The organism is Clostridium sp. D46t1_190503_E9 (genome assembly GCF_015555225.1).
GTDB lineage: Bacteria > Bacillota > Clostridia > Clostridiales > Clostridiaceae > Clostridium.
This window is the reverse complement of record NZ_JADNKB010000002.1, coordinates 291033-314893: the sequence shown is the minus strand read 5'-3', so window position 1 is coordinate 314893 and position 23861 is coordinate 291033. Positions and strand designations below refer to the sequence as shown.

At 26.5% G+C, this 23861-nt stretch carries 20 protein-coding genes; 12 read left to right on the top strand and 8 right to left on the bottom strand.

Features of this window, described 5'->3' with window-relative positions:
• Positions 1-83: 83 nt before the first annotated feature.
• Positions 84-1316, bottom strand: a complete 1233-nt coding sequence (locus I2E83_RS03395) for an aminopeptidase (protein WP_195264180.1) — start codon at positions 1314-1316, stop codon at positions 84-86.
• A 177-nt stretch (positions 1317-1493) separates the two neighbouring features.
• Between I2E83_RS03395 and glsA the strand changes: the two genes are divergently transcribed.
• From glsA to I2E83_RS03370, 5 genes are all read left to right on the top strand, one after another.
• Positions 1494-2411, top strand: coding sequence for a glutaminase A (gene glsA, locus I2E83_RS03390; RefSeq protein WP_195264179.1), 918 nt, complete (start codon positions 1494-1496; stop codon positions 2409-2411).
• Between the two features lie 224 nt (positions 2412-2635).
• Positions 2636-5248: a DNA polymerase I gene (polA, locus tag I2E83_RS03385; protein WP_195264178.1), complete on the top strand. Its 2613-nt coding sequence runs from the start codon at positions 2636-2638 to the stop codon at positions 5246-5248.
• 16 nt (positions 5249-5264) lie between these two features.
• A complete protein-coding gene (gene coaE, locus I2E83_RS03380; RefSeq protein WP_195264177.1) occupies positions 5265-5864 on the top strand; it encodes a dephospho-CoA kinase in 600 nt (199 codons plus the stop codon).
• 14 nt (positions 5865-5878) lie between these two features.
• Entirely contained in the window at positions 5879-6427 is a 549-nt protein-coding gene (locus I2E83_RS03375; protein ID WP_195264176.1) for a lytic transglycosylase domain-containing protein, read from the top strand.
• 321 nt (positions 6428-6748) lie between these two features.
• The gene (locus tag I2E83_RS03370) at positions 6749-6985 is read left to right on the top strand and encodes a hypothetical protein (protein ID WP_195428538.1); all 237 of its coding nucleotides are present in this window, start codon (positions 6749-6751) and stop codon (positions 6983-6985) included.
• Positions 6986-7104: 119 nt separating this feature from the next.
• On the opposite strand, the gene I2E83_RS03365 is transcribed toward I2E83_RS03370, so the two are convergent.
• The 3 genes from I2E83_RS03365 to I2E83_RS03355 all read right to left on the bottom strand — a co-directional run bounded on the left by I2E83_RS03365 (position 7105) and on the right by I2E83_RS03355 (position 10292).
• A complete protein-coding gene (locus I2E83_RS03365) occupies positions 7105-7971 on the bottom strand; it encodes a 50S ribosomal protein L11 methyltransferase (RefSeq protein WP_195264174.1) in 867 nt (288 codons plus the stop codon).
• Between the two features lie 154 nt (positions 7972-8125).
• Positions 8126-8881 carry a flavin reductase family protein gene (locus I2E83_RS03360; protein ID WP_195264173.1) on the bottom strand — a complete coding sequence of 252 codons (756 nt, stop codon included), beginning with the start codon at positions 8879-8881 and terminating at the stop codon, positions 8126-8128.
• Between the two features lie 115 nt (positions 8882-8996).
• On the bottom strand, positions 8997-10292 hold the full coding sequence (locus I2E83_RS03355) for a serine hydrolase (protein ID WP_243242122.1): 1296 nt from the start codon (positions 10290-10292) through the stop codon (positions 8997-8999).
• A gap of 413 nt (positions 10293-10705) precedes the next feature.
• On the opposite strand from I2E83_RS03355, the gene I2E83_RS03350 reads away from it, so the two are divergent.
• The gene (locus I2E83_RS03350; protein WP_195264171.1) at positions 10706-11464 is read left to right on the top strand and encodes a polysaccharide deacetylase family protein; all 759 of its coding nucleotides are present in this window, start codon (positions 10706-10708) and stop codon (positions 11462-11464) included.
• Positions 11465-11506: 42 nt separating this feature from the next.
• On the opposite strand, the gene I2E83_RS03345 is transcribed toward I2E83_RS03350, so the two are convergent.
• Together I2E83_RS03345 and I2E83_RS03340 are read right to left on the bottom strand one after the other, a co-directional pair.
• Entirely contained in the window at positions 11507-12235 is a 729-nt protein-coding gene (locus I2E83_RS03345) for a type 1 glutamine amidotransferase (RefSeq protein ID WP_195264170.1), read from the bottom strand.
• 16 nt (positions 12236-12251) lie between these two features.
• Positions 12252-13610 carry a Mur ligase family protein gene (locus tag I2E83_RS03340; RefSeq protein ID WP_195264169.1) on the bottom strand — a complete coding sequence of 453 codons (1359 nt, stop codon included), beginning with the start codon at positions 13608-13610 and terminating at the stop codon, positions 12252-12254.
• Between the two features lie 203 nt (positions 13611-13813).
• Here I2E83_RS03340 and I2E83_RS03335 point away from each other — a divergent pair, with 203 nt between their 5' ends.
• From I2E83_RS03335 to I2E83_RS03315, 5 genes are all read left to right on the top strand, one after another.
• Positions 13814-14731 (top strand): alpha/beta hydrolase, encoded by a 918-nt coding sequence (locus I2E83_RS03335; protein WP_195264168.1) that lies wholly within the window; start codon positions 13814-13816, stop codon positions 14729-14731.
• Positions 14732-14834: 103 nt separating this feature from the next.
• The gene (locus I2E83_RS18220) at positions 14835-16754 is read left to right on the top strand and encodes a HAMP domain-containing sensor histidine kinase (protein ID WP_195264167.1); all 1920 of its coding nucleotides are present in this window, start codon (positions 14835-14837) and stop codon (positions 16752-16754) included.
• A 114-nt stretch (positions 16755-16868) separates the two neighbouring features.
• On the top strand, positions 16869-18773 hold the full coding sequence (locus tag I2E83_RS03325) for a HAMP domain-containing sensor histidine kinase (protein WP_243249539.1): 1905 nt from the start codon (positions 16869-16871) through the stop codon (positions 18771-18773).
• Positions 18774-18833: 60 nt separating this feature from the next.
• Positions 18834-19436, top strand: a complete 603-nt coding sequence (locus I2E83_RS03320) for a TspO/MBR family protein (RefSeq protein ID WP_207738470.1) — start codon at positions 18834-18836, stop codon at positions 19434-19436.
• A 68-nt stretch (positions 19437-19504) separates the two neighbouring features.
• Positions 19505-21457, top strand: coding sequence for a DNA topoisomerase (locus I2E83_RS03315; RefSeq protein ID WP_195428534.1), 1953 nt, complete (start codon positions 19505-19507; stop codon positions 21455-21457).
• 48 nt (positions 21458-21505) lie between these two features.
• Here the strand turns inward: I2E83_RS03315 and I2E83_RS03310 are convergent, their stop codons facing one another.
• Together I2E83_RS03310 and I2E83_RS03305 are read right to left on the bottom strand one after the other, a co-directional pair.
• Complete coding sequence (locus tag I2E83_RS03310) at positions 21506-22210, bottom strand: LrgB family protein (protein ID WP_195264164.1); 705 nt, start codon at positions 22208-22210, stop codon at positions 21506-21508.
• Positions 22210-22587, bottom strand: coding sequence for a CidA/LrgA family protein (locus I2E83_RS03305; protein WP_195264163.1), 378 nt, complete (start codon positions 22585-22587; stop codon positions 22210-22212). Before I2E83_RS03305 ends, I2E83_RS03310 begins: the two co-directional genes overlap by 1 nt.
• 209 nt (positions 22588-22796) lie before the next feature.
• On the opposite strand from I2E83_RS03305, the gene I2E83_RS03300 reads away from it, so the two are divergent.
• Complete coding sequence (locus tag I2E83_RS03300; RefSeq protein ID WP_195264162.1) at positions 22797-23825, top strand: ABC transporter substrate-binding protein; 1029 nt, start codon at positions 22797-22799, stop codon at positions 23823-23825.
• The last annotated feature ends 36 nt before the right edge of the window (positions 23826-23861 follow it).

Here is a 23861-nt window from a genome sequence, read left to right as displayed (position 1 = left end):
AATTTAAGTAATTAATATATAAGAAGTAAAATACTTCAATATGTACTAATATATGATTGAAGATTTTGAAATATTAAGAGTGATTAAAATGCCCAGTTTCCTGAAGTAAATATTTTAACTTTAGTGTTATCAGAAGTATATCCTGTTATGTCTAAATCATCTGTTCCAATCATAAAATCAACATGAATTATTGAATCATTTGCACCTTTAGCAGCAAGTTCATCATTGCTTAAATTTTCTCCATTAATTATACAAGTTGGATAAGCTTTACCAAAAGCTAGATGGCAAGCTGCATTTTCATCAAATAATGTGTTATAAAAAATTAGGTTAGAATTTGAAATAGGTGAATCAAAAGGAACTAATGCTACTTCTCCTAAATAACTAGCTCCTTCATCACTAGCTAATAATTCTTTTAATGATTCATACCCTTCTTCAGCGGTAAAATCAATAACTTTTCCATCTTTAAATGTTAGGGAGAAATTATTGATTAGGTTTCCTCCATAGCTTAAAGGTTTTGATGAAGTAACAGTTCCGTTAATTCCATGTTTTTTAGGAAGAGTAAAAACTTCTTCAGTTGGCATATTAGCATTAAATTCTATTCCAGAATTACATTTTTCTGAGCCACCAAGCCAAATATGATCTTCAGGTAGTTCTATAGTTAAATCAGTACCTTTAGAATTTTTATAATGGAGTTTCTGAAGCTTAGTGGAATTTAAAAATTCTAATTTTTTATCTATATTGTTGTTATGTTCTTCCCAAGCTTTAATTGGATCATCGTTATTTAATCTAACTACATCAAATATTACATCCCATAGTTTTGATACAGCTTCTTCAGAAGTAGAGTCCTTAAAGATTTTTAATGCCCATGCTTCAGTTGGAACAGATACAACAGTCCAACGTATCTTGTTTGACATTGAATAATCATAGTATTCTTTTAAAGCCAATTGACGATGCTTTTGGAATGTTGATATTTTTTCCATAGGAATATCTTTATAAGCATCAGGGTCTGAAGCTGAAATTGAAATTACAGCACATCCTTCTCTAGCATATGAGTTATATGATTCAGCTACCCAATTTGGTACTTCTTTTAATGTATTCATTGATGCATATTCAAGTTTAAGTCTTTGTAATTTTTGATCTCCATAATGAACAACAACTTCTTTGGCACCTTCTTTGTAAGCAACTTCTGCAATAGCTCTTGCAAAATCTATGCATTCTACTGGTGAACTAACAAGCAAAACTTGATCTTTTTGCAAATTAACACCTTTTTTCACAGCAAGTGTTGCATACTTTAATAACATATTTTTCATATCCATGAAATCACCTCAAATTATAATTTATATTATTTATTTTTACATAATATTGTAAAATAGTCTAGTTAAAAATATAGAAGTATAAATCCACTTGTGTATAGTAGGAATTATTAATATAATAGAAATGCTTAGTAATTAAGGAATACAACATAAAACTGAAGATATTATGAGGTGATAAAATTGTTTAATTTATTAGATACATTAGTTGATAAAAATAGAAAATATGGTAAGGATGGCAAACTTGCATCATATATTCCAGCGCTGCTAGAAGCAAATCCTGATGATTTAGGAATATGTATAGTTGATTTAAATGGAAAAGAATATTATTCAGGAGAATGTGATAAGAAATTTACTATTCAAAGCATATCAAAAGTTGTTACATTAATTTTAGCTCTTAAAGATAACGGAAGATATAATGTCTTTAAAAAAGTTAATGTAGAGCCAACTGGAATGGGATTTAATTCAATAGTAAACCTTGAGGTTAGAGATACAGGAAGACCTTATAATCCAATGATAAATGCTGGAGCTATAGTTACAACATCATTAATAGATGGAAAAGATGTCGATGAAAAGTTTCAAAAAATTTTAGATTTTATAAGACTTGTTACAAATAATGAAAGTATATCAGTAAATGAAAGAGTATATTTATCAGAAAAGGAGACAGGAAATAGGAATAGAGCTTTGGCATATTTTATGAAGAGTAGTGGTATTTTAGATGGTGACGTAGAAGAAATACTAGATTTGTACTTTAAGCAATGTTCAATAGAAGTATCTGCAAGGGATTTAGCTAGGTTTGGGTCAGTACTTGCTAATGATGGAGTTACTCCTTGGAATAATGAAAGAGTAATGTCAAGAGAGGTATGTAGAATAGTAAAAACTATTATGGTTACTTGTGGAATGTATGATGCATCTGGTGAGTTTGCAGTTCATGTTGGAATCCCAGCAAAATCAGGGGTTGGCGGAGGAATCCTTGCTACCGTTCCAAGAAAATATGGAATAGGTATCTATGGACCATCATTAGATGAAAAAGGAAATAGCATATCAGGATTACATGTGATTAAAGAGTTATCAGAAGAATTGGATTTAAGTATTTTTTAATATTTTAAATGAATTAATAAGTATTGATTTGGGAAATTTTATAATGTAAGGAATTTTAAAATATGATGTAAAAGGAATATACATATTATAAAGTTATTTTAAAAAGTAGATTTCTATTTGAAATAGATATATTAATTAAAATGTAATGATTTGTTATTATAAAAATAGTATAATTTATAATAAACATAAGTTTAAGGAGTAAACGCCTTAATTTGGAGGAAGATATGGAAAGATTATTGATATTAGATTCTAACTCACTTCTTAACAGAGCATTTTATGCTATTCCAGAGTTAACAACTAGTGATGGAATTCATACAAATGCAGTTTATGGGTTTACAAATATGTTATTTAAAATGAAGGAAGAGTTAAAACCAGATTATATAGTTGCAGCTTTTGATAAAAAGGGCCCAACTTTTAGACATAAAGAATATGAAGACTACAAGGCAGGTAGAAAGAAAATGCCACCTGAACTTGCAGAGCAATTTCCTATAGTAAAAGATCTTTTAGGTTTATTAGCCATAAGTAAATATGAAATCGATGGATTTGAAGCTGATGATATAATAGGTTCTTTAGCAAAATATGCAGAAAAAAATAATATTGAAGTCTTTGTAGTTACAGGAGATAGGGATGCACTACAGTTAGCATCAGATAATATAAATGTTGTTATAACAAAAAAAGGTGTCACAGAAACAGCAGTGTACGATCATAAAACATTTGTTGAGGAATTTGGAGTAACACCAACTCAGTTTATAGATGTAAAAGGTCTTATGGGAGATAAGTCAGATAATATACCAGGAGTTCCTGGAGTAGGAGAAAAAACAGCTTATAAATTAATTCAAACTTATGGTTCTGTAGAAGAAGTATTAAATAATATAGATAATATTAGTGGGAAAAAGTTAAAAGAAAATTTAGAAAATTATAGAGAACAAGCTATATTCAGTAAAAAGCTAGCAACAATAATAACTGAAGTACCTATTGAATTTGATTTAGATGAGATAAAAAGTCAAGAATCATATGATAAGGAAGGCTTAAGAAAGTTGTTCTTTAAGCTTCAAATGAAGTCGATGTTTGATAAACTTCCTGAGTCAGATAAAGATTTAGAAGTAACTGAAGAAACTATAAATTTAATTACTATCGATAATCCAGAAGATTTTCTTAGTTTATCAAAATCATTAGATAAGATATGCTATATAACATATGATGTAATAAATAGTACAAAATATTCAGAAATAGAGCTGAATAAAATGTATCTATCTAATGAAGACAAAGTGTACTTAATAAATTTTAAGGATATCTATAATACTAATAAAAATGAAGCTAATTTAGCTTTAAAAACAATCATGGAAAATGAAGAATTAAATAAAATAATTCATGATGGTAAATCGCTAGTTACAGTATTGAATAAGCTAAATATATCCATAAATAGATTTGAATTTGATACTGCTATAGCAGCTTATTTAATAGATTCAGCTAGATCATCATATGATTTATTAACATTAATAAATGAATACCTATGTGAAGATGTTACAGGTGAAGCCGAAATCTTAGAAGGAAAGATAAACTTTAAACTAAGAGATATATATGAATTGTTAAAGGGGAAAATACAGGAAGAGAAGATGGAAGAACTTTATTATGAAGTTGAGCATCCATTAATATTTGTTCTTTCTTCTATGGAATCTTTAGGATTTAATATAAATAAAAATATGCTAGATGATTTGGCAATAAAGTTTAAAGAAGAGATTACTAGAACAGAAAAGGAAATTTTTGACTTAGCAGAAGAGGAATTTAATATAAACTCACCAAAGCAATTAGGAAAAATACTTTTTGAAAAATTAGATTTACCTGTAATTAAGAAAACAAAAACAGGTTATTCAACTAATGCTGAGGTATTAGAAAAGCTTCAAGACAAACATGATATAATACCAAAGATAACTTACTATAGACAAATAACAAAGCTTAATTCTACTTATGTGGAAGGATTAAAAAATGTTATAGATAGTGATGGACATATACATTCAAGTTTTAATCAAACAGTAACTACTACAGGTAGATTATCAAGTACAGAGCCTAACCTTCAAAATATCCCTATAAAATATGAAATGGGGAGAGAAATAAGGAAAGTATTTATACCTGATGAAGAAGGTGATATTCTATTATCTTGTGACTATTCACAAATAGAATTAAGAGTTCTTGCTCATATGTCAAATGATGAAAATATGATAGATGCATTTAAGCATCATAGTGATATACATACAAAAACTGCATCTGAAGTATTTAAAGTGCCAGTAGAAGAAGTTACATCATTAATGAGAAGTAGAGCTAAAGCCGTAAATTTTGGAATAGTTTATGGAATAAGTGATTTTAGTCTTTCACAGGATTTACACATAACTAAAAAAGAAGCTTCTGAATATATGGAGATTTATTTTGATAGATATCCTAATATTAAGGGATATTTAGATAGTGTAATACAAGAAGCAAAAGAAAATGGATATGTTTTAACTATTTTAAATAGAAGAAGGTTTATACCAGAAATTAAATCATCTAATAGAATAGTAAAAGCTTTAGGTGAAAGATTGGCAATGAATGCTCCTATTCAAGGAAGTGCAGCTGATATAATTAAGCTAGCGATGGTTAATGTTTATAATAAATTAAAGGAAAAAGAACTGAAAAGTAAAATGATTTTACAAGTACATGATGAGCTTATATTAAATGTTAAAGAAAATGAACTTGAAGATGTAAAACAAATAGTTAAAGATGAAATGGAAAAAGTTTTAGATATGAAGGTACCTCTTGAGGTAGATATTAATATAGGTAAAACATGGTATGAGGCTAAATAAGGGGGCATAACTGAAAATGATTAAAATAGGGTTAACAGGAGGAATTGGTTCTGGTAAAAGCACTGTATCAAAAATGCTTACTGAAAAAGGATTTAAAATAATAGATGCAGATACAATATCTAGAGATGTCCTTATTAAATACCCTGAAATTCTAGATAAAATAAAAATAGAATTTGGATCAGGTTTTTTCGATTGGAGAGGGGAATTTAGAAGAAGGGAATTTGGAAATCATATATTTAGATTTCCAAAACAGAGAAAAAAATACGAAGAAATAATTATTCCATATATAAAAGATGAAATTTTTTCAGAGATAGATAAATATGAAAAAAGCGGAGAATCAATGGTGATACTAGATGCTCCAACTTTAATAGAAAATAATCTTCATGATTATATGGACTATATTATTGTAGTATGGGTAGATAATAATACTCAGATAATGAGATTAAAAAATAGAGATAGATTATCTAGAGATGAAGCTGTAAATAGGTTAAATGCACAAATATCTCTAGATAAGAAAAAAGATTATGCACACATTATTATTGATAATAATGGTGACTTATTAAAAACTAAAAATCAAGTTGATAAGGTAGTGGATTTTTTAAAGGTAATTAAATAAGTAAGGAGAAGGTAATGAAGTTTAAACGTATATTAACTATTCTAATTACAGTATTTATTGCTTATATTGGAATAACATTAGTGATGAAGAACTATGTGTTTCCTTACAAATATGCTGATTATGTAAATAAGTATAGTGAGGAATATGAAGTAGATCCGTATCTTGTATTAGCAGTTATTAAGACAGAAAGTAATTTTAATAAGGAAGCTGTTTCAAAAAGAGATGCCAAGGGATTAATGCAAATTATGGATGCAACAGGAGAATGGGCGGCTAAAGAAATTGGGATAAATTATTTTATGCCATCTATGCTTTTTGATCCAGAATTAAATATAAAAATGGGTTGTTGGTATTTAAAAAACTTAGAAAATGAATTTGATGAAAATTTGGATTTGATATTAGCAGCTTATAACGGAGGAAGTGGAAACGTAAATAAGTGGCTAAATGATGAAGAATATTCATTAGATGGTGAAAATTTAGATTATATACCATTCCCGGAAACAAAAAAATATGTAGATAAAGTTAAAGCAAATTATAATATATATAAATATCTTCATGAAAAATAAAAATTGAGCCTATTTAATAAAGAGTTTCTTAATTAAATGGGCCCAATTTTTATTTTTTTATTCATATTTTATATAGTAAATATGAAATAAAGTGTGCTTTTTACCGAAATTAAGTATAATTAATATAATAAATAAATTAAATGCTATAAAAAAGAATGATTTGTTTATATATTTGATAAAGATGCAGAGGTTAAGATTGTACTACTTGAGAAAATAGAACAATTAGCGTTTTTGAAAAGATTCAATAATGAAGATTATCGATTTCCTCTATTTAAAAAACCTGTTGGAATTGTAGGTCATGGAGGAGGGACAAAAGAGCTAATGGAATACTATAGAGAGCCTGTATTGGATGTTATTTGGAATGCTTTATCTTATCCTGTAGAAATGAATGTCATTAGTTTAAATGATAAGGAGAAAAATGGAATAATAATTCCATTTAAGAATGTTAGAAAGGCTGAAGAATCAATTTTTCCAATTCAAGAATACAATTTTCTTGATATAGAGAGACGGTTAAATCCTTTAATAAATAATGTTGTTGAAAAAATTATTAGTGATTAAAAGATATTAAAATAGTGAAAAAGTTTAGAAGGGGTGCTTCTTAAAATTTAATTTGTGCGAAACACCTTTTTATTAAAAATCAATAAGGATTTTTCTGAACTCTTTCACTATTTAATTTTCTAATTAAATATAGCTGTTATCCATTCATTAGTTTGATGTTTTGTTTCAAGTTTAAATCCATGACTTTCTACTATAGCTTTTACTTTATCAAAACTCCATTCCACAAGTCCAGATACAAGAAGCTTACCGTTATTTAATAAATGTTCTTTTATAAAATCCATAAATAACTCAGTTTCTTCTCCACCTATATTTATATAAATCCAATCATACTTATCATGTATATTGACTTCTTCATTTAATGCATTGCCAACTAAAACTTCAATGTTATATAATCCATTTAATGAAGCATTTAATTCAACTTCTTCTCTCACATCTCGTATATCTAAAGCAGTAACTTTTGACGCACCGATGATAGCGGATGCAACTGATAAAATTCCTGATCCTGTACCTATATCTAGAACTGATTTATTATGTAAATCAATTTTAGTTAGAATAATATCTAAAAGATCTCTTGTTGTTTCATGTAAACCTGTACCAAATGCACCTTGGGATATAAAGGATATTTTATGTATGTTTTTATCACTTATAACTTCATCAGGGGAAGCTAAAACCCAATTATCATTTATATGTACCGTAGGAAAGTTATAATTTTCGTAATCATAATTTACTTCTTCAATATTTATGCAATCTGCTTCTAAAATAGAAGAAACAGTATCTTTAAATGAAGATAAGTTATCTTTATCTAGCTCATAAGCAACTTTAAGATCGATAGTAGAAACTGATTTTTCTAGATAACCATATCCATACTCATCAGTTGTAATTTCTAAAGGACTTTCATAAAATACATTGAAGATATCGTTAATTTGTAATTTTTCAATTTTCTCATCTAGCTCTTCATATTTAATAATATATGTTAATATAAACATGGCTTAATCCCCCAAATCTAATTCATTATAACATTATTGAGTATAGATAGATTTTTACTTAAAGTCAAGGAATCTATTGGAATTATAAGCGTTTATTAAAACAAATTTGTATATAAATTAATTCAAAAAATGAATTCGATAATATATTGAGATATTATTTATTTTTCTTTTTGAATTTAATTGAATTACTTGCTTTTTTTGATTTATTTTTATGATTTTTTTTACTATTTGATTTTAAACTGTTTTTAGGAATATTATTTTTACTTGAAAAATTACTTTTAGATTTTTCTTCTATTTTAGTATTATTATTTATTTTAGTATCTTTCTTCTTTTTATTATCATTAATTTTTTTTGAAACAGAGAAGCCAAAAGAACCAATAGAATTTTGAGGAAGTTTAAAGTATTCTCCATGACAATACGAAATTAAATCACCTTTTTCAAAATGAATTTTTCCTTTTTCATCTATCAAAGTACTATTTATATGAGAACCTACTACTTCTGCAATAAACATGTCATGCGTGCCTAATTTTATAATATCTTTTACTTTACATTCTATAGTAACAGGGCATTCGTCTATATAGGCAACATTAACATTTGTTCCTTCTTTCATGGTAAATCCCATATCGTTAATTTTATCGAATTTTCTACCAGGCTTAACTCCACAGTAATCTACTGCTTTAACCATTTCAGAAGAAGGCATATTAACAATGAATTCCATAGTTTCACATATGTATTCATAAGAAAGTCTTTCAGGTCTAATAGAAATAGAAAGCATTGGAGGCTTTGTGCAGATTGTTCCAGTCCAACCAACTGTAAAAACATTATCTTTTCCAGATTTATTCCTAGATGTAATTAAAACTACAGGGACAGGGTTTAAAACCACGCTTCCTTTAAAATCAACTTTATTCAAAATAGAATCTCCCCTTTAAAATATTTTCTTTAGGATTATAGCATATATTTATTCTAATTTATATAAATAAGATTTAAAATTAGAAAAAGGTAGATTTAATTAAATCTACCTTTTTTTAATAATATCTTCTTCTTCTTCTTTTTTTCATATTAATTATTCTTACTATAAATAATACTAAAACTAATATAATAACAATAATCAGTAATGATAATAAATATAGAGGTAAATTAGATTTAATAAGTTCAAAAGATGAAAGTTTAACTGTTCCTAAGACATCTTCAGTATGTCCTGGAGTAGAAAATGTTAGCTTAATTTCTTCATTACCACTTAATTTCCAAGCATCTGTTACATCTCCCTCATAAGAAAGTGTAGCATTTTTATCATTAAAATCATTCTTGTAGTATTCAACATTTTGATTAATAACTATAGGTGCTGTTATTTGCTTTTCAGGGCCAAAGAATCTGAATGCTTTATAAGTTAAATCTACAGTACCAATTTCATCACCAGCATTTTTATATATTTCTTTTTGTGCTGAGTAACTATAGTTAGCTAATTTTTCTGTATCCTCAAATACATTAAGACCTGTTGCACCGTATTCAGATTTTAGAACTACAGTAACTAAATCTCTGCCATCTCTTTCATAAAAACCTACAAAGCAATGTCCAGCTTGTTCTTCAGTTCCAGTTTTACCACCTATATTACCATTTTTGCCAAGTAACTTGTTTCTAGACTCAATTATTACAGGAGTACCTGAAAGACTAACACTAATTTCACCGCTTTTAGGAGCCATAGTTTCTCTAACCCAATCGTTTTTAAAAGCTGCAATTCCTATTTGAGCTAAGTCATATGCTGTAGTTTGATTTATTTCAGTATTGCTAGGATTTAAAGGGTCAATTTCTAAACCTGATGGATTAACGAAATGAGTATTTTTAAGCCCTAATTCTACTGCTTTATCGTTCATCATATTTACAAAGTTATCTACAGTTCCACCAACTGATTCTGCCATTAAGTAAGCAGTATCATTTGCTGAAAATATCATTACAGCTTTCATAGTATCTTCTGCTGAAATTTTATCTCCAGCATTTATTGATTTGTAGTTATTAAGTGATGTTTCAGTTACTTTAACTACAGTATCACTAAAAGTTAATGTTTCAGCCTTTGACTTGTTCTCAGCAAAAAGTAAAGCAGTCATAAGTTTAGTAGTACTTGCAGGTGATAATTTTAAGTCAGCATTTTTTGAGTAAATAACTTCACCTGTGTTAATGTCCATTGTTATAGCAGCTTCTCCAATAATTTCTGGAGTTTGAATATTTGTCTCTTGTGCACTAACTTTATTAGCAAAAGGAGCTAATAACGAAATAGAAAGAGCAACTGCCAGCGACTTTAGTAAATTTTTCTTTTTCAATTTCATCTCCCCATTTCTAAAGATTTTAATATATATATAAGTTGTAATAAATTATATAGTTAACCAATATAAATAACCGAATTATATAAATTACAATAATTTGGAAAAGTATGTATTTTAGTAACTTATATAAAAAATTAAACATATATGACTTTTCATAAAAATATTCACTTAAAACATATGTAATTATTCTTAAATAGGTTTATTGACTATTTAATATTGTACTACAAATAAGTATGTATATTAACAACTAAACATATATTGCTTTAATTTTATATTTTGAAACTATTTGATTTAAACACAAATTAAAGTATAACATCTACTTTCCATAATAACAACATATAGAATAATTGTTAAGTGGTTTAATTTACATGTAATATAAATTTAATAATTGTACAAAATAGAAATATAAGAAAGAGGTGGTTAATATCAAAAAGTTTAGTAAGTTTATTAGTTTTATTGCACTTTTTATATTTCTTAACAATATAAATTATATCCCAGTTTCTGCATTGTATACAGAAAATCACCTGAAAACTGTATATTTAACTTTTGATGATGGACCATCTGTAAATGTAACTAAGGAGTTAATTAATATCTTAAACAATAATGGCATAAAAGCAACTTTTTTTGTTGTCGGAGATTATGCTAATATATATCCTTACATGATAAAATCACTAAATGAAAATGGAATGTGCATAATGCCTCATTGTAATATTCATGACTATGTATCTGTATATAAAAGTGAAGAAAATTATTTTAAAGATTTAGATAAATGTAGGGATACTATTGAAAGTATATTAGGAAAGAGAAACTTAAATTTTATAAGATTACCAGGTGGTTCTAATAATACAGTTTGTGATTCTAATGTATTAAGTAAAATAAAAAATAGAATAGTAAGAAATGGTGATTATTATATAGATTGGACAATTGCTGCAGGAGATAGTGAAGCAAAAGATTTATCATCAGAATTTATTAATTCAAGGATAAAAGATGAAGGTGGATTATATGATGTTGAAGTAGTTCTTATGCATGATTTAGGTGATAAGTATGCAACTGTAGGTTCACTTCAAGAAATAATTAATTTTTATAAAGAAAAAGGTTATAAGTTTAAAACATTAAATGAAATTGAAAACTGGGAAATTCAATATTTAAAAGATATAAATGTATTGAATAAATAATAAAAAACAAGGCAAGCTATTGTGTAGTAGCTTGCCTCAAATTTATTTCTTATTATCTAATTTTTTTATCATAACTTCTTTTGCTTTTAGTTCAAGAGAATCATCTATCTTCTCAAGGGTTATATTGTCATATTTTTTACTTAAAGCTATATTTAAAAATCTATCTGCTAACTCAGGATTTTTAGATAATAATGATCCATGAAAATAGCTACAAAATGTATTTTTATATATACAGCCCTCATTCCCATCTTCACCGTTATTTCCGTAACCATGAACACACTTTCCTAGTGGTTTTAATCCATTAGTATAAGTTCTACCAGAATGATTTTCAAAACCTACATACGTTTCATTAAAATCTTCATTATATATAACTGTGTTGCCTATAAATCTAGTATCTCCACCTTCAGTATATATATCAAGAATTCCTAATCCCTCGATTTTTTCACCATTTGGAGCCATATAATATTTTCCTAGCAATTGATAACCACCACAAATTGCAATAACTACTTTTTCATCTTCAATATATTTTTGTAAGCTAGGTTTTTTTATAGTTTTTAAATCATTAGAAACTATTGATTGCTCAAAATCTTGACCGCCACCAAAAAATAGAATATCTGTATTTTCTGAATCAAATTCATCATTTAATGATGTATTAATTATATTAACCTTTATTCCTCTTTGTTCAGCTCTATGTTTAAGTATTAGAATATTACCAACATCTCCATAAACATTAAGTAAATCAGGATAAAGATGACAAATATTTAATTCCATTTATAGACCTCCTTATTTACCAAAGTTTTTTAATGTAACCTTTTGAATGAAGATATTTTCTAAAGTTAATCATAGCAGTATAAGTAGCAAGAATATAAATTTTATCATTTTTACTATTTTTAATCTTTTCTGTTAACTCTTCGAAGGTTTCTTCAATTATAAAGTTATCTTTATTTAATCCTGCAACATTAAGCCTAACAGCCATATCATAGCATCTAATACCAGAGACAAATATTTCATTAATATTAAGATCATGAAGTTTTTCAAAGTCAACATCCCATATCCAAGAAACATCAGTACCATCAGCATAGTTATCATTTAAAAGAAATGCGGCAGCAAAAGGATCTTTATTTAAACAAAGTGTATCTAAAGCTTGATTATATCCAGCAGGATTTTTAACTAAAATAATTTTTACATCCTTACCTTCAATGTTTAATGCTTCTTGTCTTCCAAAACTAGAATCTTGGTTTTGCAATGATTTTTTTATTGAATTATCATTTATTCCAAGTTCTTTAGTTACAGCATAAGCACAAAGACCATTATAAATGTTATAAGCACCTGACTGGCTTATAGTAACTTCTAAATCATTAAGTTTCACAGTTGAACTATCTGGTGTTAATTCTAAGACTTCATTTACTGCATATTCTAAAGGAGCTCTTTTAAATCCACAGCCTGTACAGTAGAAGTCACCTAAATGATTATATGTAATATGATTATATTCATAAGGAGACTTACAGAATTTGCAGAACTTAGCATCGGCATTTATTTCTATATCTTTATTATCTCCTATGCTTGCGTTAAAACCATAAAATACAGTTTTATTTGGAAGATCTAATTTACCTAGGAGAGATTCATCTCCATTTAAGACTAAAGTAGTATTAGGAGAAAGATGTATTCCTTCTAATATCTTTGATAGAGTAGTGTAAACTTCACCATATCTATCTAGCTGATCTCTAAAAAGGTTTGTTACAGTTATTATTTCTGGATTAATATATTTAGTTATATATTTTAAGTTAGCTTCATCAACTTCTATAACTGCATAAGAATCCTCGATTTTATTAAAGAACTTGTAGTTATCAATGAAGGTTGTAACTATTCCAGGAAAAAGGTTTGCACCAGTATTATTAGTAATAACTTTCTTTCCGCTTTCTTTTATAATGTTATAAATCATGCTAGTTGTAGTAGTTTTACCATTAGTACCTGTGATTAAAACTACTTTGTAGCCTTTTGACACTTTTGAAAGTATATTTCTATCTATTTTTAAGGCCACTTTTCCAGGGAATGTTGTTCCCCCTTTTAGTATTGTTTTTGTTAGAAAAATTGTAATTTTTGAAGCTATAATGCTTATTATTGATTTAATACTAATCTTTTTCACCACCTTATAATACTTATCAAATATTATATACAATAATATTAATAGATAATCAAATAATAATAAATTTTGATTTTGACTATGAATAGTATATCATAACTTTATATACTTACAAATAAAGTTATGATAAGATTTTATTAATTATTGAAGTTTGATAGGTGATAAAAAAGAGAAAATATGATAAATGAAAGAATGGAGGAAGTGTTATGGACAATTTTGTTTTTAAGAATAAAGAAGGAATGGATATTAGTTGCTATAAATGGAGTGATAATTCAAGCAAGCCTAAAGCTGTTATTCAAATAGTTCATGGAATGTCAGAATGGGCTGGGAGATATGACTATTTTGCAAATAGACTTGTTAAAGAGGGATATGTAGTTTATGCTCATGATCATAGTGGGCATGGAAAAAGTGCAAAGAGCTTAAGTGAACTAGGTTTTATAAGTAAAGAAAATAGATTTTACTCAATGATTGATGATATAAAAATATTAAATGATATTATTAAAAATGAAAATAAAGAGATACCATTAATATTATTTGGCCATAGCATGGGATCTTTCTTAAGTCAAAGATATATACAAATGTATGGATATACTATTGATGCTCTTATTTTATCTGGAAGTAATGGGAAACCAAAGATATTTACTAAATTAGGATTAGCTGTTTCTAAAATGGAAATGTTGATTAAAGGAAATGATAAAAGAAGTCGCTTGATGGATAGGCTATCCTTTGGAGGGTTTAATAAAAGTGTAAAAAATCCAAGAACTAATTTTGATTGGCTTTGTTCGGATGAAAATGAAGTAGATAAGTATATAAATGATAAGTATTGTGGATTTATATATCCAACTCCTTTTTACTATGATTTAATAAACGGATTATGGGATATACATAAAAATGAAAATATAGAAAAAGTAAAGGATTTAGACATTCCCATTTATATTTTTGCAGGAGATAGAGATCCTGTTGGTTATTTTGGAAAAGGAATAATTAATCTTTATGAAGTATATAAAAATATAGGAGTAAAAGACATTAGTTATAAGTTATATAAAGATGGAAGGCACGAGATGCTAAATGAAGTAAATAAGGATGAAGTTATTAGTGATATAATAAAATGGATAGAGAAATAGAATATTAAAAATAAAATATCTACAAAAATTTCTAAAATTATTCACATATAAAAGGAAATGATGTAAAATTATGTAGTAATAATTACTAGTGAGGAGAAATAATGTGGATTATAATAATTTTAGAATGAAAATTTATTATATTGATATGAAAAAATTATTATCATATATATTAATAAGCTTAATTTTCTTTAGTATGCACCAGATTGCTTTAATGTATGATTTTATGGCTATAAATGATATTGTACAAATCTTTAAGATAATAATAGTTATGATTTTACTAATGTTTACAATACACTTAAAGAATTTAACTAAAAAAGATATATATGGGATACTGCAAATATTTCTTTTTACAATATGTATAGTTTTCATGGTGTTTTTAACTCCGGAAAATCAATTTCAAGGAATAAAAATATTTCTTACCAAGCTTGGATATAGTAAATGTGATGAATTTCAAATTATTAATACAGTAATGCTATATTATATAATAGCAAAATATAAAAATGTAACTGTAGTTGGTAAAAAAATTTACTTAGAATATATAGCATTATTTGGAATTATTTCATTTTTTAGTTTGACAAACAATGTTATAGATAAAAATTTTATATATTTATTATATATAATTTCAACCATAGTACTTTTAATAGGAACATATAGATATATTAATATAAATAATGAAAGCTTTAATAAAAAGATAGATTTACTAAAGTTAAATATAAATATTATGATGATATACTTTTTTATTAGGATTTTTGTTAAATATACAGACACCTATTTTCTTGTTGATATAGTTATGATGATAAAAATGTTAGTTTATACAGCGACTATCTTGTTTATTATAGTTAATATATCAAAGGAAAATTATAATTTTATGTTTAAAGAAACAGTTAATACAAATAAAAAATTAGAAGAGATAAATAAAGAAATAATACAAAGTAACTATAAACTAGAAGAAGCTTATAGAAAGTTAAAGGAGAGACAATTAGTATATAAGAGCTTTTTAGGTTGTTTACCTGATCCTATAGTAATAGTAAATAATAATCTTAGGATATCTTATTGTAATTCAAATTTTTTAAATCTAATAGAAAAAGAAAATTTAAGAGCAGTTGTAAATAGAAGAATAGATAACTATATAAATTTTGATGTTGATATAAGAAAAAAAGTGGTTGATATAAATAAAGGTTCCTATTCTACGACAATAGATAAAGATGATAAGAAAATAGAAGTTAGATTCTTTTCTTTAAATGGTGAAGAATCAGAATGTATATTATTATTGAAAGATTTAACTGAAGAAATAAAACTTGTATCTATGAAAGAAGAATTAGAGAGCATAAAAATGAAAGAAGAAATAAAAAGAAACTTTTTATCAAGTATTTCTCATGATTTAAAAATACCTATAAGCGTAATATATTCAGCAATACAATTAGAAAAAATATTAATTGAAAATAATGATATAGAAAAAATAAACTTTTATAATGAAGTAAGTAAGCAAAATTGTTTTATGCTTACTAAATTTACTAATAATCTTATAGATACAAGTAAAATAGATTCGGAAAATTTAGATGCTAATTTAGTTTTAGATAACATTGTAGAGTTTGTTGAGGATTATATAAATTCCCTTTTTGCACATATAAAGAGTAATGGAATAAATATTCTTTTTGATACTGATGAAGAAGAGATATATGTTTATTTCGACAAAGAGATGATGGAAAGAGTGATATTAAATTTAATATCAAACTCATTAAAATTTACTGATGAGGATGGAACTATATTTATAAATATAAAGAATTCAAAAGATGCAGTACTTATAGAGGTAGGAGATACTGGGATAGGTATGAGCAAAGAATTTATAAAAAAAGCCTTTAATAAATATGAGGTTGAGGACAGAATAAAAAATAATAACTCAACAGGTTTCGGAGTAGGTCTTTTTGTTGTATATAATTTAATTAAAGCTCAAAATGGAGATATAGAAATAATTAGTGATGTAGGTAAAGGAACTACTTTTATAATTAAGCTATATAAATGAAGGGTGATTGGAAGATAGATGTTAAGTGAAAAAAAATATAGACATAAAGGATTGATGTCTAATATATTTATACCTGTACTTGTAATGTTGATCATTATCAATAGGGTTTTCAAAATGTCAAATGAATATATATTTATAATTAGACTACTTTGTTTTGCTATATCCATACTAATATTTATATTAAGTGCCGTAAAAGTAAATAAGAAGGATTTAGGGTTGTTAAAATACATTGGAGTTGGTTATTTTTATATAGCTATATTAAGGTTTATAGATTTAGAGTATTTATGGCAAAAAGAAAAATTTGGACTTGCTATGTCTTTCATAGGATTTATTACATGTTTGGAGCTAATAAATATAATATCAAGCATAATTTTATATAAAAAAAGATATTCTCCGAAAATACAAAACTTAGTTTTTATTATAGTTATACCTATCGTTTATATGATTTCATTAAGAGGATTCAATGGATTAATTTATTTAACTAATATATATAATTACTTTATTATAAATCAAATTATATTACTTATTTTATTTGGTGTTATATTACATCAATATAAGGAACTAGATAATTATAGGGAAAATAAATGGATTATATATACTAGTATCTTATTAATAATAAGTGATAGCTTTATTGTACTTATGCCATTATTAGATGCAAATTTAACTTCTTTTATATGGATTACAAAATTATTAGCGTATTTTTTAGTTTATGAGAAGTTTGAAGAAACTTTGTTATTTAATGCGTATTCAAGTGCTTATGAAAGTTTAAATAGAGTGAGAAAAATTGAGACTAATTTACATAAAAATTTAAAAAGAAGAGAAAAAGAATTAAAAGAATTAAACTTGCTTTTAGAAAAGAGTGAAAAAAGATATTACGATGTTGTCAAAGCTTTTTCAGATGGTTTGTTGCTTTTTGAAAATGATATAATGATTTACTCCAATAATTATAATGATGTGTATTATAATGTACCAATTGAAATAACACGTAATAAAAATAATTTAAAACTAAATTATGTATTAAATGAAATTATAGGTGTAGAATATCCTGATGATTATGAGATAAATGATTTTTCAGCAGAGGTAAGTATACAAGATGAATATGGAGAAATTAAAGATTTAGAAGTTAGCTTGGTTAAAATTTATGATAATAAAAAAATATTATTATTTAATGATGCAACTAAATTAGTAAAGCAAAGAGATGAGATTTTAAAACTTGAGAAGAAAATTAATGATGAAAATATTAAGGATGAATTTTATTCTAATATATCACATGAATTAAGAACTCCTATAAATGTTATTTACTCTGCACTTCAATTGAACGATATGTATTTAAAAAATTGTGAAGTGGAAAAAATCAATAGAAATAATAATATAATAAAACAAAATTGTTTAAGATTAATTAGAACTATTAATAATTTTATAGATAGTAATAAGCTTTCAGAAGGATTTTTAGAAATTGATAAAAGGATCTACAATATCGTAGATATAATAGAAAATGTAGTTTTGTCATGTAATTTTTATATGAATCTTAGAGAAACAAAGTTAACCTTTGATCCTCAATATGAAGAGATATATTTTTATTGTGATAAAAATTATATAGAGAGAATAATGTTGAATATTCTATCAAATTCCTTAAAATATGGTAAATATAAAGGTAATATATATGTCATGGTAAAAATAGAAAATAAAGAGAATATAGTTATAGAAGTTATAAATGATGCGGAAGCTATTCCAGAAGATAAGAGAAAGGTTATATTTGACAAGTTCACAAAAGTAAATACATCATTAAATAGACCTTCAGAAGGAAGTGGCTTAGGATTATTTTTAACTAAGGGACTAGTAGAATTACATAATGGAGAAATAACAATTAATGCAGGTATGAAATATGGTAATATATTTAAAATAACACTACCATATGATAATAATATTAAAGGAGAAATTGTATTACTAAATAATAATGTAGAGATAAATGAATTACAAGAAAAAATAGATATAGAGTTCTCAGATATATATTTTTAATTTCATAAATTAAAATACTAATGCATATATAATAATGAATATTATATAGAGGTGCATTAAATGAAGAATAAGGAAAAGAAACTTAATAAAATAAAAACTAGTAAAAAAGATATTAAAAAGCCTAAGAAAATAAAACATAAAAAAACTCATAAAAAACATAAAAGTTTAAATATATTTAAAGTAAATGGTGAATTTAAATTAATACCTTTAATAATTAATATACTAATACCAGTAGTATCTGGATTTATTGTAGGATATCTTAATAAAAATTCTATGACTACATATGAAACTTTAAAAAAGCCATTTTTTAATCCACCTGCTATTGTGTTTCCAATAGTATGGAGTATATTATATATATTAATGGGTATTGCTGCCTATAGAATATATATGAGAAACAAGCAAGGAATTGATGATAAAGGAGCATATTTTTTCTACCTAGTTCAACTTATATTTAATTTGATGTGGAGTTTTATATTTTTTACATTTAGATTATATGCAATTTCATTTTTCTGGATTATAATATTATTTGTTTTACTAATAATAACATTTATAAAATTTATTAAAGTAGACAAGATAGCTGCAATTTTATTAACTCCATATATGTTATGGCTTGTATTTGCAGGAGTTTTAAATTATTTTATTTGGCTACTTAATGAAATGTAATTTAATATGTAGTATAATAGAAATAAGCCTTCTTCTGAAGGTTTATTTTATTTAGAAAGGAAGTTTCTATGGGGAAAACTTTATTTATAGCAGAAAAACCATCAGTAGCTATGGATTTTGTAAAGCTACTTAATGTTAAAGGGAAAAGAAGCAATGGATATATAGAGGGAGAAAGAAGTATTTTTACATGGTGTGTAGGACATATGGTTACCATGAGTTATCCAGAAGCTTATGACGAAAAATTAAAATTTTGGAACTTGAGAGATTTACCTTTTTTACCTGCTGAGTATAAATATGAAGTTATTTCTTCAGCTTCAGCTCAGTTTAATATCGTCAGCAGTTTGATGAACAGAGAAGATGTTGATAGCATATATGTATGTACTGACTCTGGAAGAGAGGGAGAATATATATATAGATTAGTAGATGATATGGCTGGAAAACCAAATAAGATAAAAAAAAGAGTTTGGATTGACTCTCAAACGGAAGAAGAAATAAAAAGAGGTATAAAAGAAGCAAAACCACTATCGGAATATGATTCATTAGCACATTCAGCATATTTAAGAGCAAAGGAAGATTATATATTTGGTATAAACTTTTCAAGACTGCTAACTCTTATGTATGGGAAGACACTAGCTAATGTATTAAAAAAAGATAAGAATGTAGTAGTAGCTGTTGGAAGAGTTATGACTTGCGTTCTTGGAATGGTAGTAGAAAGAGAAAGGGAAATAAGAAGTTTTAGAAAGACATCTTTTTATAAAATATCTGGAGACTTTATTAAAGATAACGATGATGCCGTTATAAAAGGTGATTGGAAAGCAATAGAGGGATCTACATATTTTGAATCTCCAAAACTTTATAATGAGGTAGGATTCAAAAAGAAAGAAGATGCTGAAATCTTAATTAAGGATTTAAGAGATATAGGTTTTGGAACAGTTAAGGAAGTCAAAAAAACAAAGGAAAAAAAGAATGCACCGCTTTTATATAACTTAGCAGAGCTACAAAATGAATGTACAAAAAGGTTCAAAATAAGCCCAGATGAAACATTAAAAATAGTTCAAGGGTTGTATGAGAAGAAGATGGTTACATATCCAAGAACAGATGCAAGAGTACTATCTACTGCAGTTGCAAAAGGAATAAAAGGTAACATAATAAAACTTAAAAATATGCCGATCGGAGAGGAATTAACTAATATTACAACTGAAATACTAGAAAAAGATTATCCAAAGTCTATAATGAAAAGTAAATATGTAGACGATAGTAAAATCACAGACCACTATGCTATTATACCAACAGGGGAAGGAAGAGACACTTTAAGTAAACTGCCTAGCTTAGACAAACAAGTTTATTATATTATACTTAGAAGATTTTTATCTATTTTCTATCCTCCAGCTCAATATAGCAGAATGTCTATTACAATTTTAGTTGGTAATGAAAACTTTATTTTAAATAAAAAGATATGTGTTGATAAAGGATATTTAATTGTCCTTGGAAATGAAAAAGATGAAGAACAGGAGACCTTCCCTGAAAATTTAAGAAAGGGAACCAAATTAAATATAAATGAGTTAGAAATAAAGGAAGGAGAAACATCTCCTCCAAAGAGATATACAACAGGTTCTATGATAATTGCTATGGAAAATGCAGGGAAGCTAATAGAAGATGAAGAGTTACGTGAGCATATAAAGGGCGCTGGTATAGGGACTTCAGCAACTAGGGCAGAAATATTAAAGAAATTAATAAATATAGAATACATACAATCAAATAAGAAAACACAAGTTATAACGCCAACAGAACTCGGAGAAATGATTTATGAAGCAATTAGTGTATCTATTCCTTCGCTTTTAAATCCATCTTTGACAGCTTCTTGGGAAAAAGGCTTAAAGATGGTAAATGATAAAGAAATTAAACCAGATGAATTTATGGTTAAATTAGAAGCTTATACTAGGAAAAATACTGCTAGAGTATTAAATAATTCTAATATAGGACTTTTAAATACAAAACTATTAAAAATAAAGAATCAATAAAATAAAACTAGTAAAGTTTAACATATAATTAAACTTTACTAGTTTTATTTATTTTACAAATATTAAAAATAAGCTATATAAAGCTGGAGCTAAGAATACTGTCATTATACCAGCAATTCCAATAGATAGAGAACTCATTGCTCCTTCTGTTTCACCAAGCTCTAATGCTTTGGTTGTTCCAACAGCATGTGCAGAAGTCCCTAATGAAATTCCAACGGCAACTCTTTCTTTAATTTTAAATATTTTGCATAGAGTAGGGCCAATTACAGCGCCGATTATTCCAGATAGGATTATAGATAATACCGTTACAGGAGCTAATCCACCAAGCTGATTTGTAATTTCTATTCCTATAGGGGTAGTAACAGATTTTGCTAGTAATGAAATAGTAAGTATATTTTCAAGTCCGAAAATATTACCAAGAAAGAAAACTGAAGCTATTCCAACGGTACTTCCAAATAATATTCCAGTTAATATTGGCAATAAGTGTTCTTTAAGCAATTGTAATTGCTTATATAATGGTACTGCTAAAACTACTGTAGCAGGCCCAAGAAACATATTTATAAATTGCCCACCCTTATTATAATCATCGAAATCTATATTAAATAATACTAAAAATCCAATTACTAAAGCTATAGATATTAGCAGTGTATTAAATAGTGGGAATTTTGTTTTTTTATAGATAAAAAGTCCAATTTCAAAGGCTATTAGTGAAATTACTAGTCCAAATAAGATGTTGTCAGTTAAAATATTCATTATTTTGATTCATATCCTTTCTTAGTTTTTCTCTTTTGAAGATTCATAACAAATTGAACTATACTTCCAGTGACTACTATAACGATAGATGTAGTAATTATACATAATAATATAATAAGTATTAAACTATCTTTAATAGAATCAAAGGATGTTATAAGTCCTACACCAGCAGGAATGAAGAAAAAGGCAAGGTGATCTAAAAAGAAGTTAGATACAGTTTCTACTTTTTCAATTTTGATTATCTTACTACAAAGTAATAGTAATAAGATTATCATTCCTAATATGTTACCAGGTATAGGTAAAGAAAGACTTTTAGAAATAAGCTCTCCAATTAAGTAAATGCCAAGAATTATTATGGCTTCTCTAAAAATTTTCATATTGTGACCTCCTTAAACTATCCAATTAATAATTTAGCACTATTAAATAGAGATGTAAATGCAATAACGAAAATTGAATATCTCGATTTTAAATATAATCGATTACAGAACTATCCAATATAAATTAAAATATCTTATTTTTTAACAAAATTTGCTCTGAACTCATATTATAAATTATGATAACAATTAAAAAACTTAAGGAGTTTTAAATGAAAAGTAAATTAATTAAAATTGTATCTGTAATAGCTTTAATAGGTATTACAAGCCTTAGTTTTATTTCCTGTTCAAAAGATAATAAAAATTCTAATGGTGAATTAACGAAGGTCAGATTAAATGAAGTTGTTCGTTCCGTATTTTATGCACCAATGTATGTTGCTATAAATGAAGGATTTTTTGAAGAAGAAGGGTTAGAAATAGATTTATCAACAGGGCAGGGTGCAGATAAAACAATGCAACAAGTTCTAAGCAAGAACGCAGATATAGGATTTTGTGGACCAGAACAAACTGTATACATTAATAATCAAGGTAGAGAGGATTATCCAGTACTCTTTGCACAATTAACACAAACAGATGGAGCATTTTTAGTGGGTAGAGAAGCAGATGAAGATTTTAAATGGACTGATTTAAAAGGAGCAGAAGTTATAGGAGGAAGACCAGGTGGTGTTCCAGAAATGGCATTTGAATATGTATTAAAGCAAAATGGTTTAAATCCAAAAACTGATGTGAATATGGTAACTAATATAGATTTTACTGCTACATCAGGAGCTTTTAAAGCTGGTACAGGGGAATATGTAACATTATTTGAGCCAACAGCATCTATGTTAGAAAAAGAAGGCAGCGGTAAGATTATAGCATCAATTGGAGAAGCAGTTGGAGACTTGCCTTATACTTGTTTCTTTACAACTAAATCTTATATGGATAAAAACCCAGAAATACTACAAAAGTTTACAAATGCAATATATAAAGGCCAACAATGGGTTGAAACACATAGTGATGAAGAAATAGCTGATTCAATAATTTCATTTTTCCCAGGGACTGATAAAGACATAATAGTTTCAGTTGTTAAGAATTACAAAGAGATTAATGCTATAGCAACTAAACCATCAATTGAAGAAGAAGATTTAACTAGATTAATGGATGTAATTGAAAGCTATGATAGTAGTCTATTAACAGATAGACCAGAATTTAAAAAGATAGTTAACAATACTTTTGCCGAAGAAGTAATGAATTCTAAGTAAATTTTTAAGAGCTAGCTCTAGGAATATTAGAGCTAG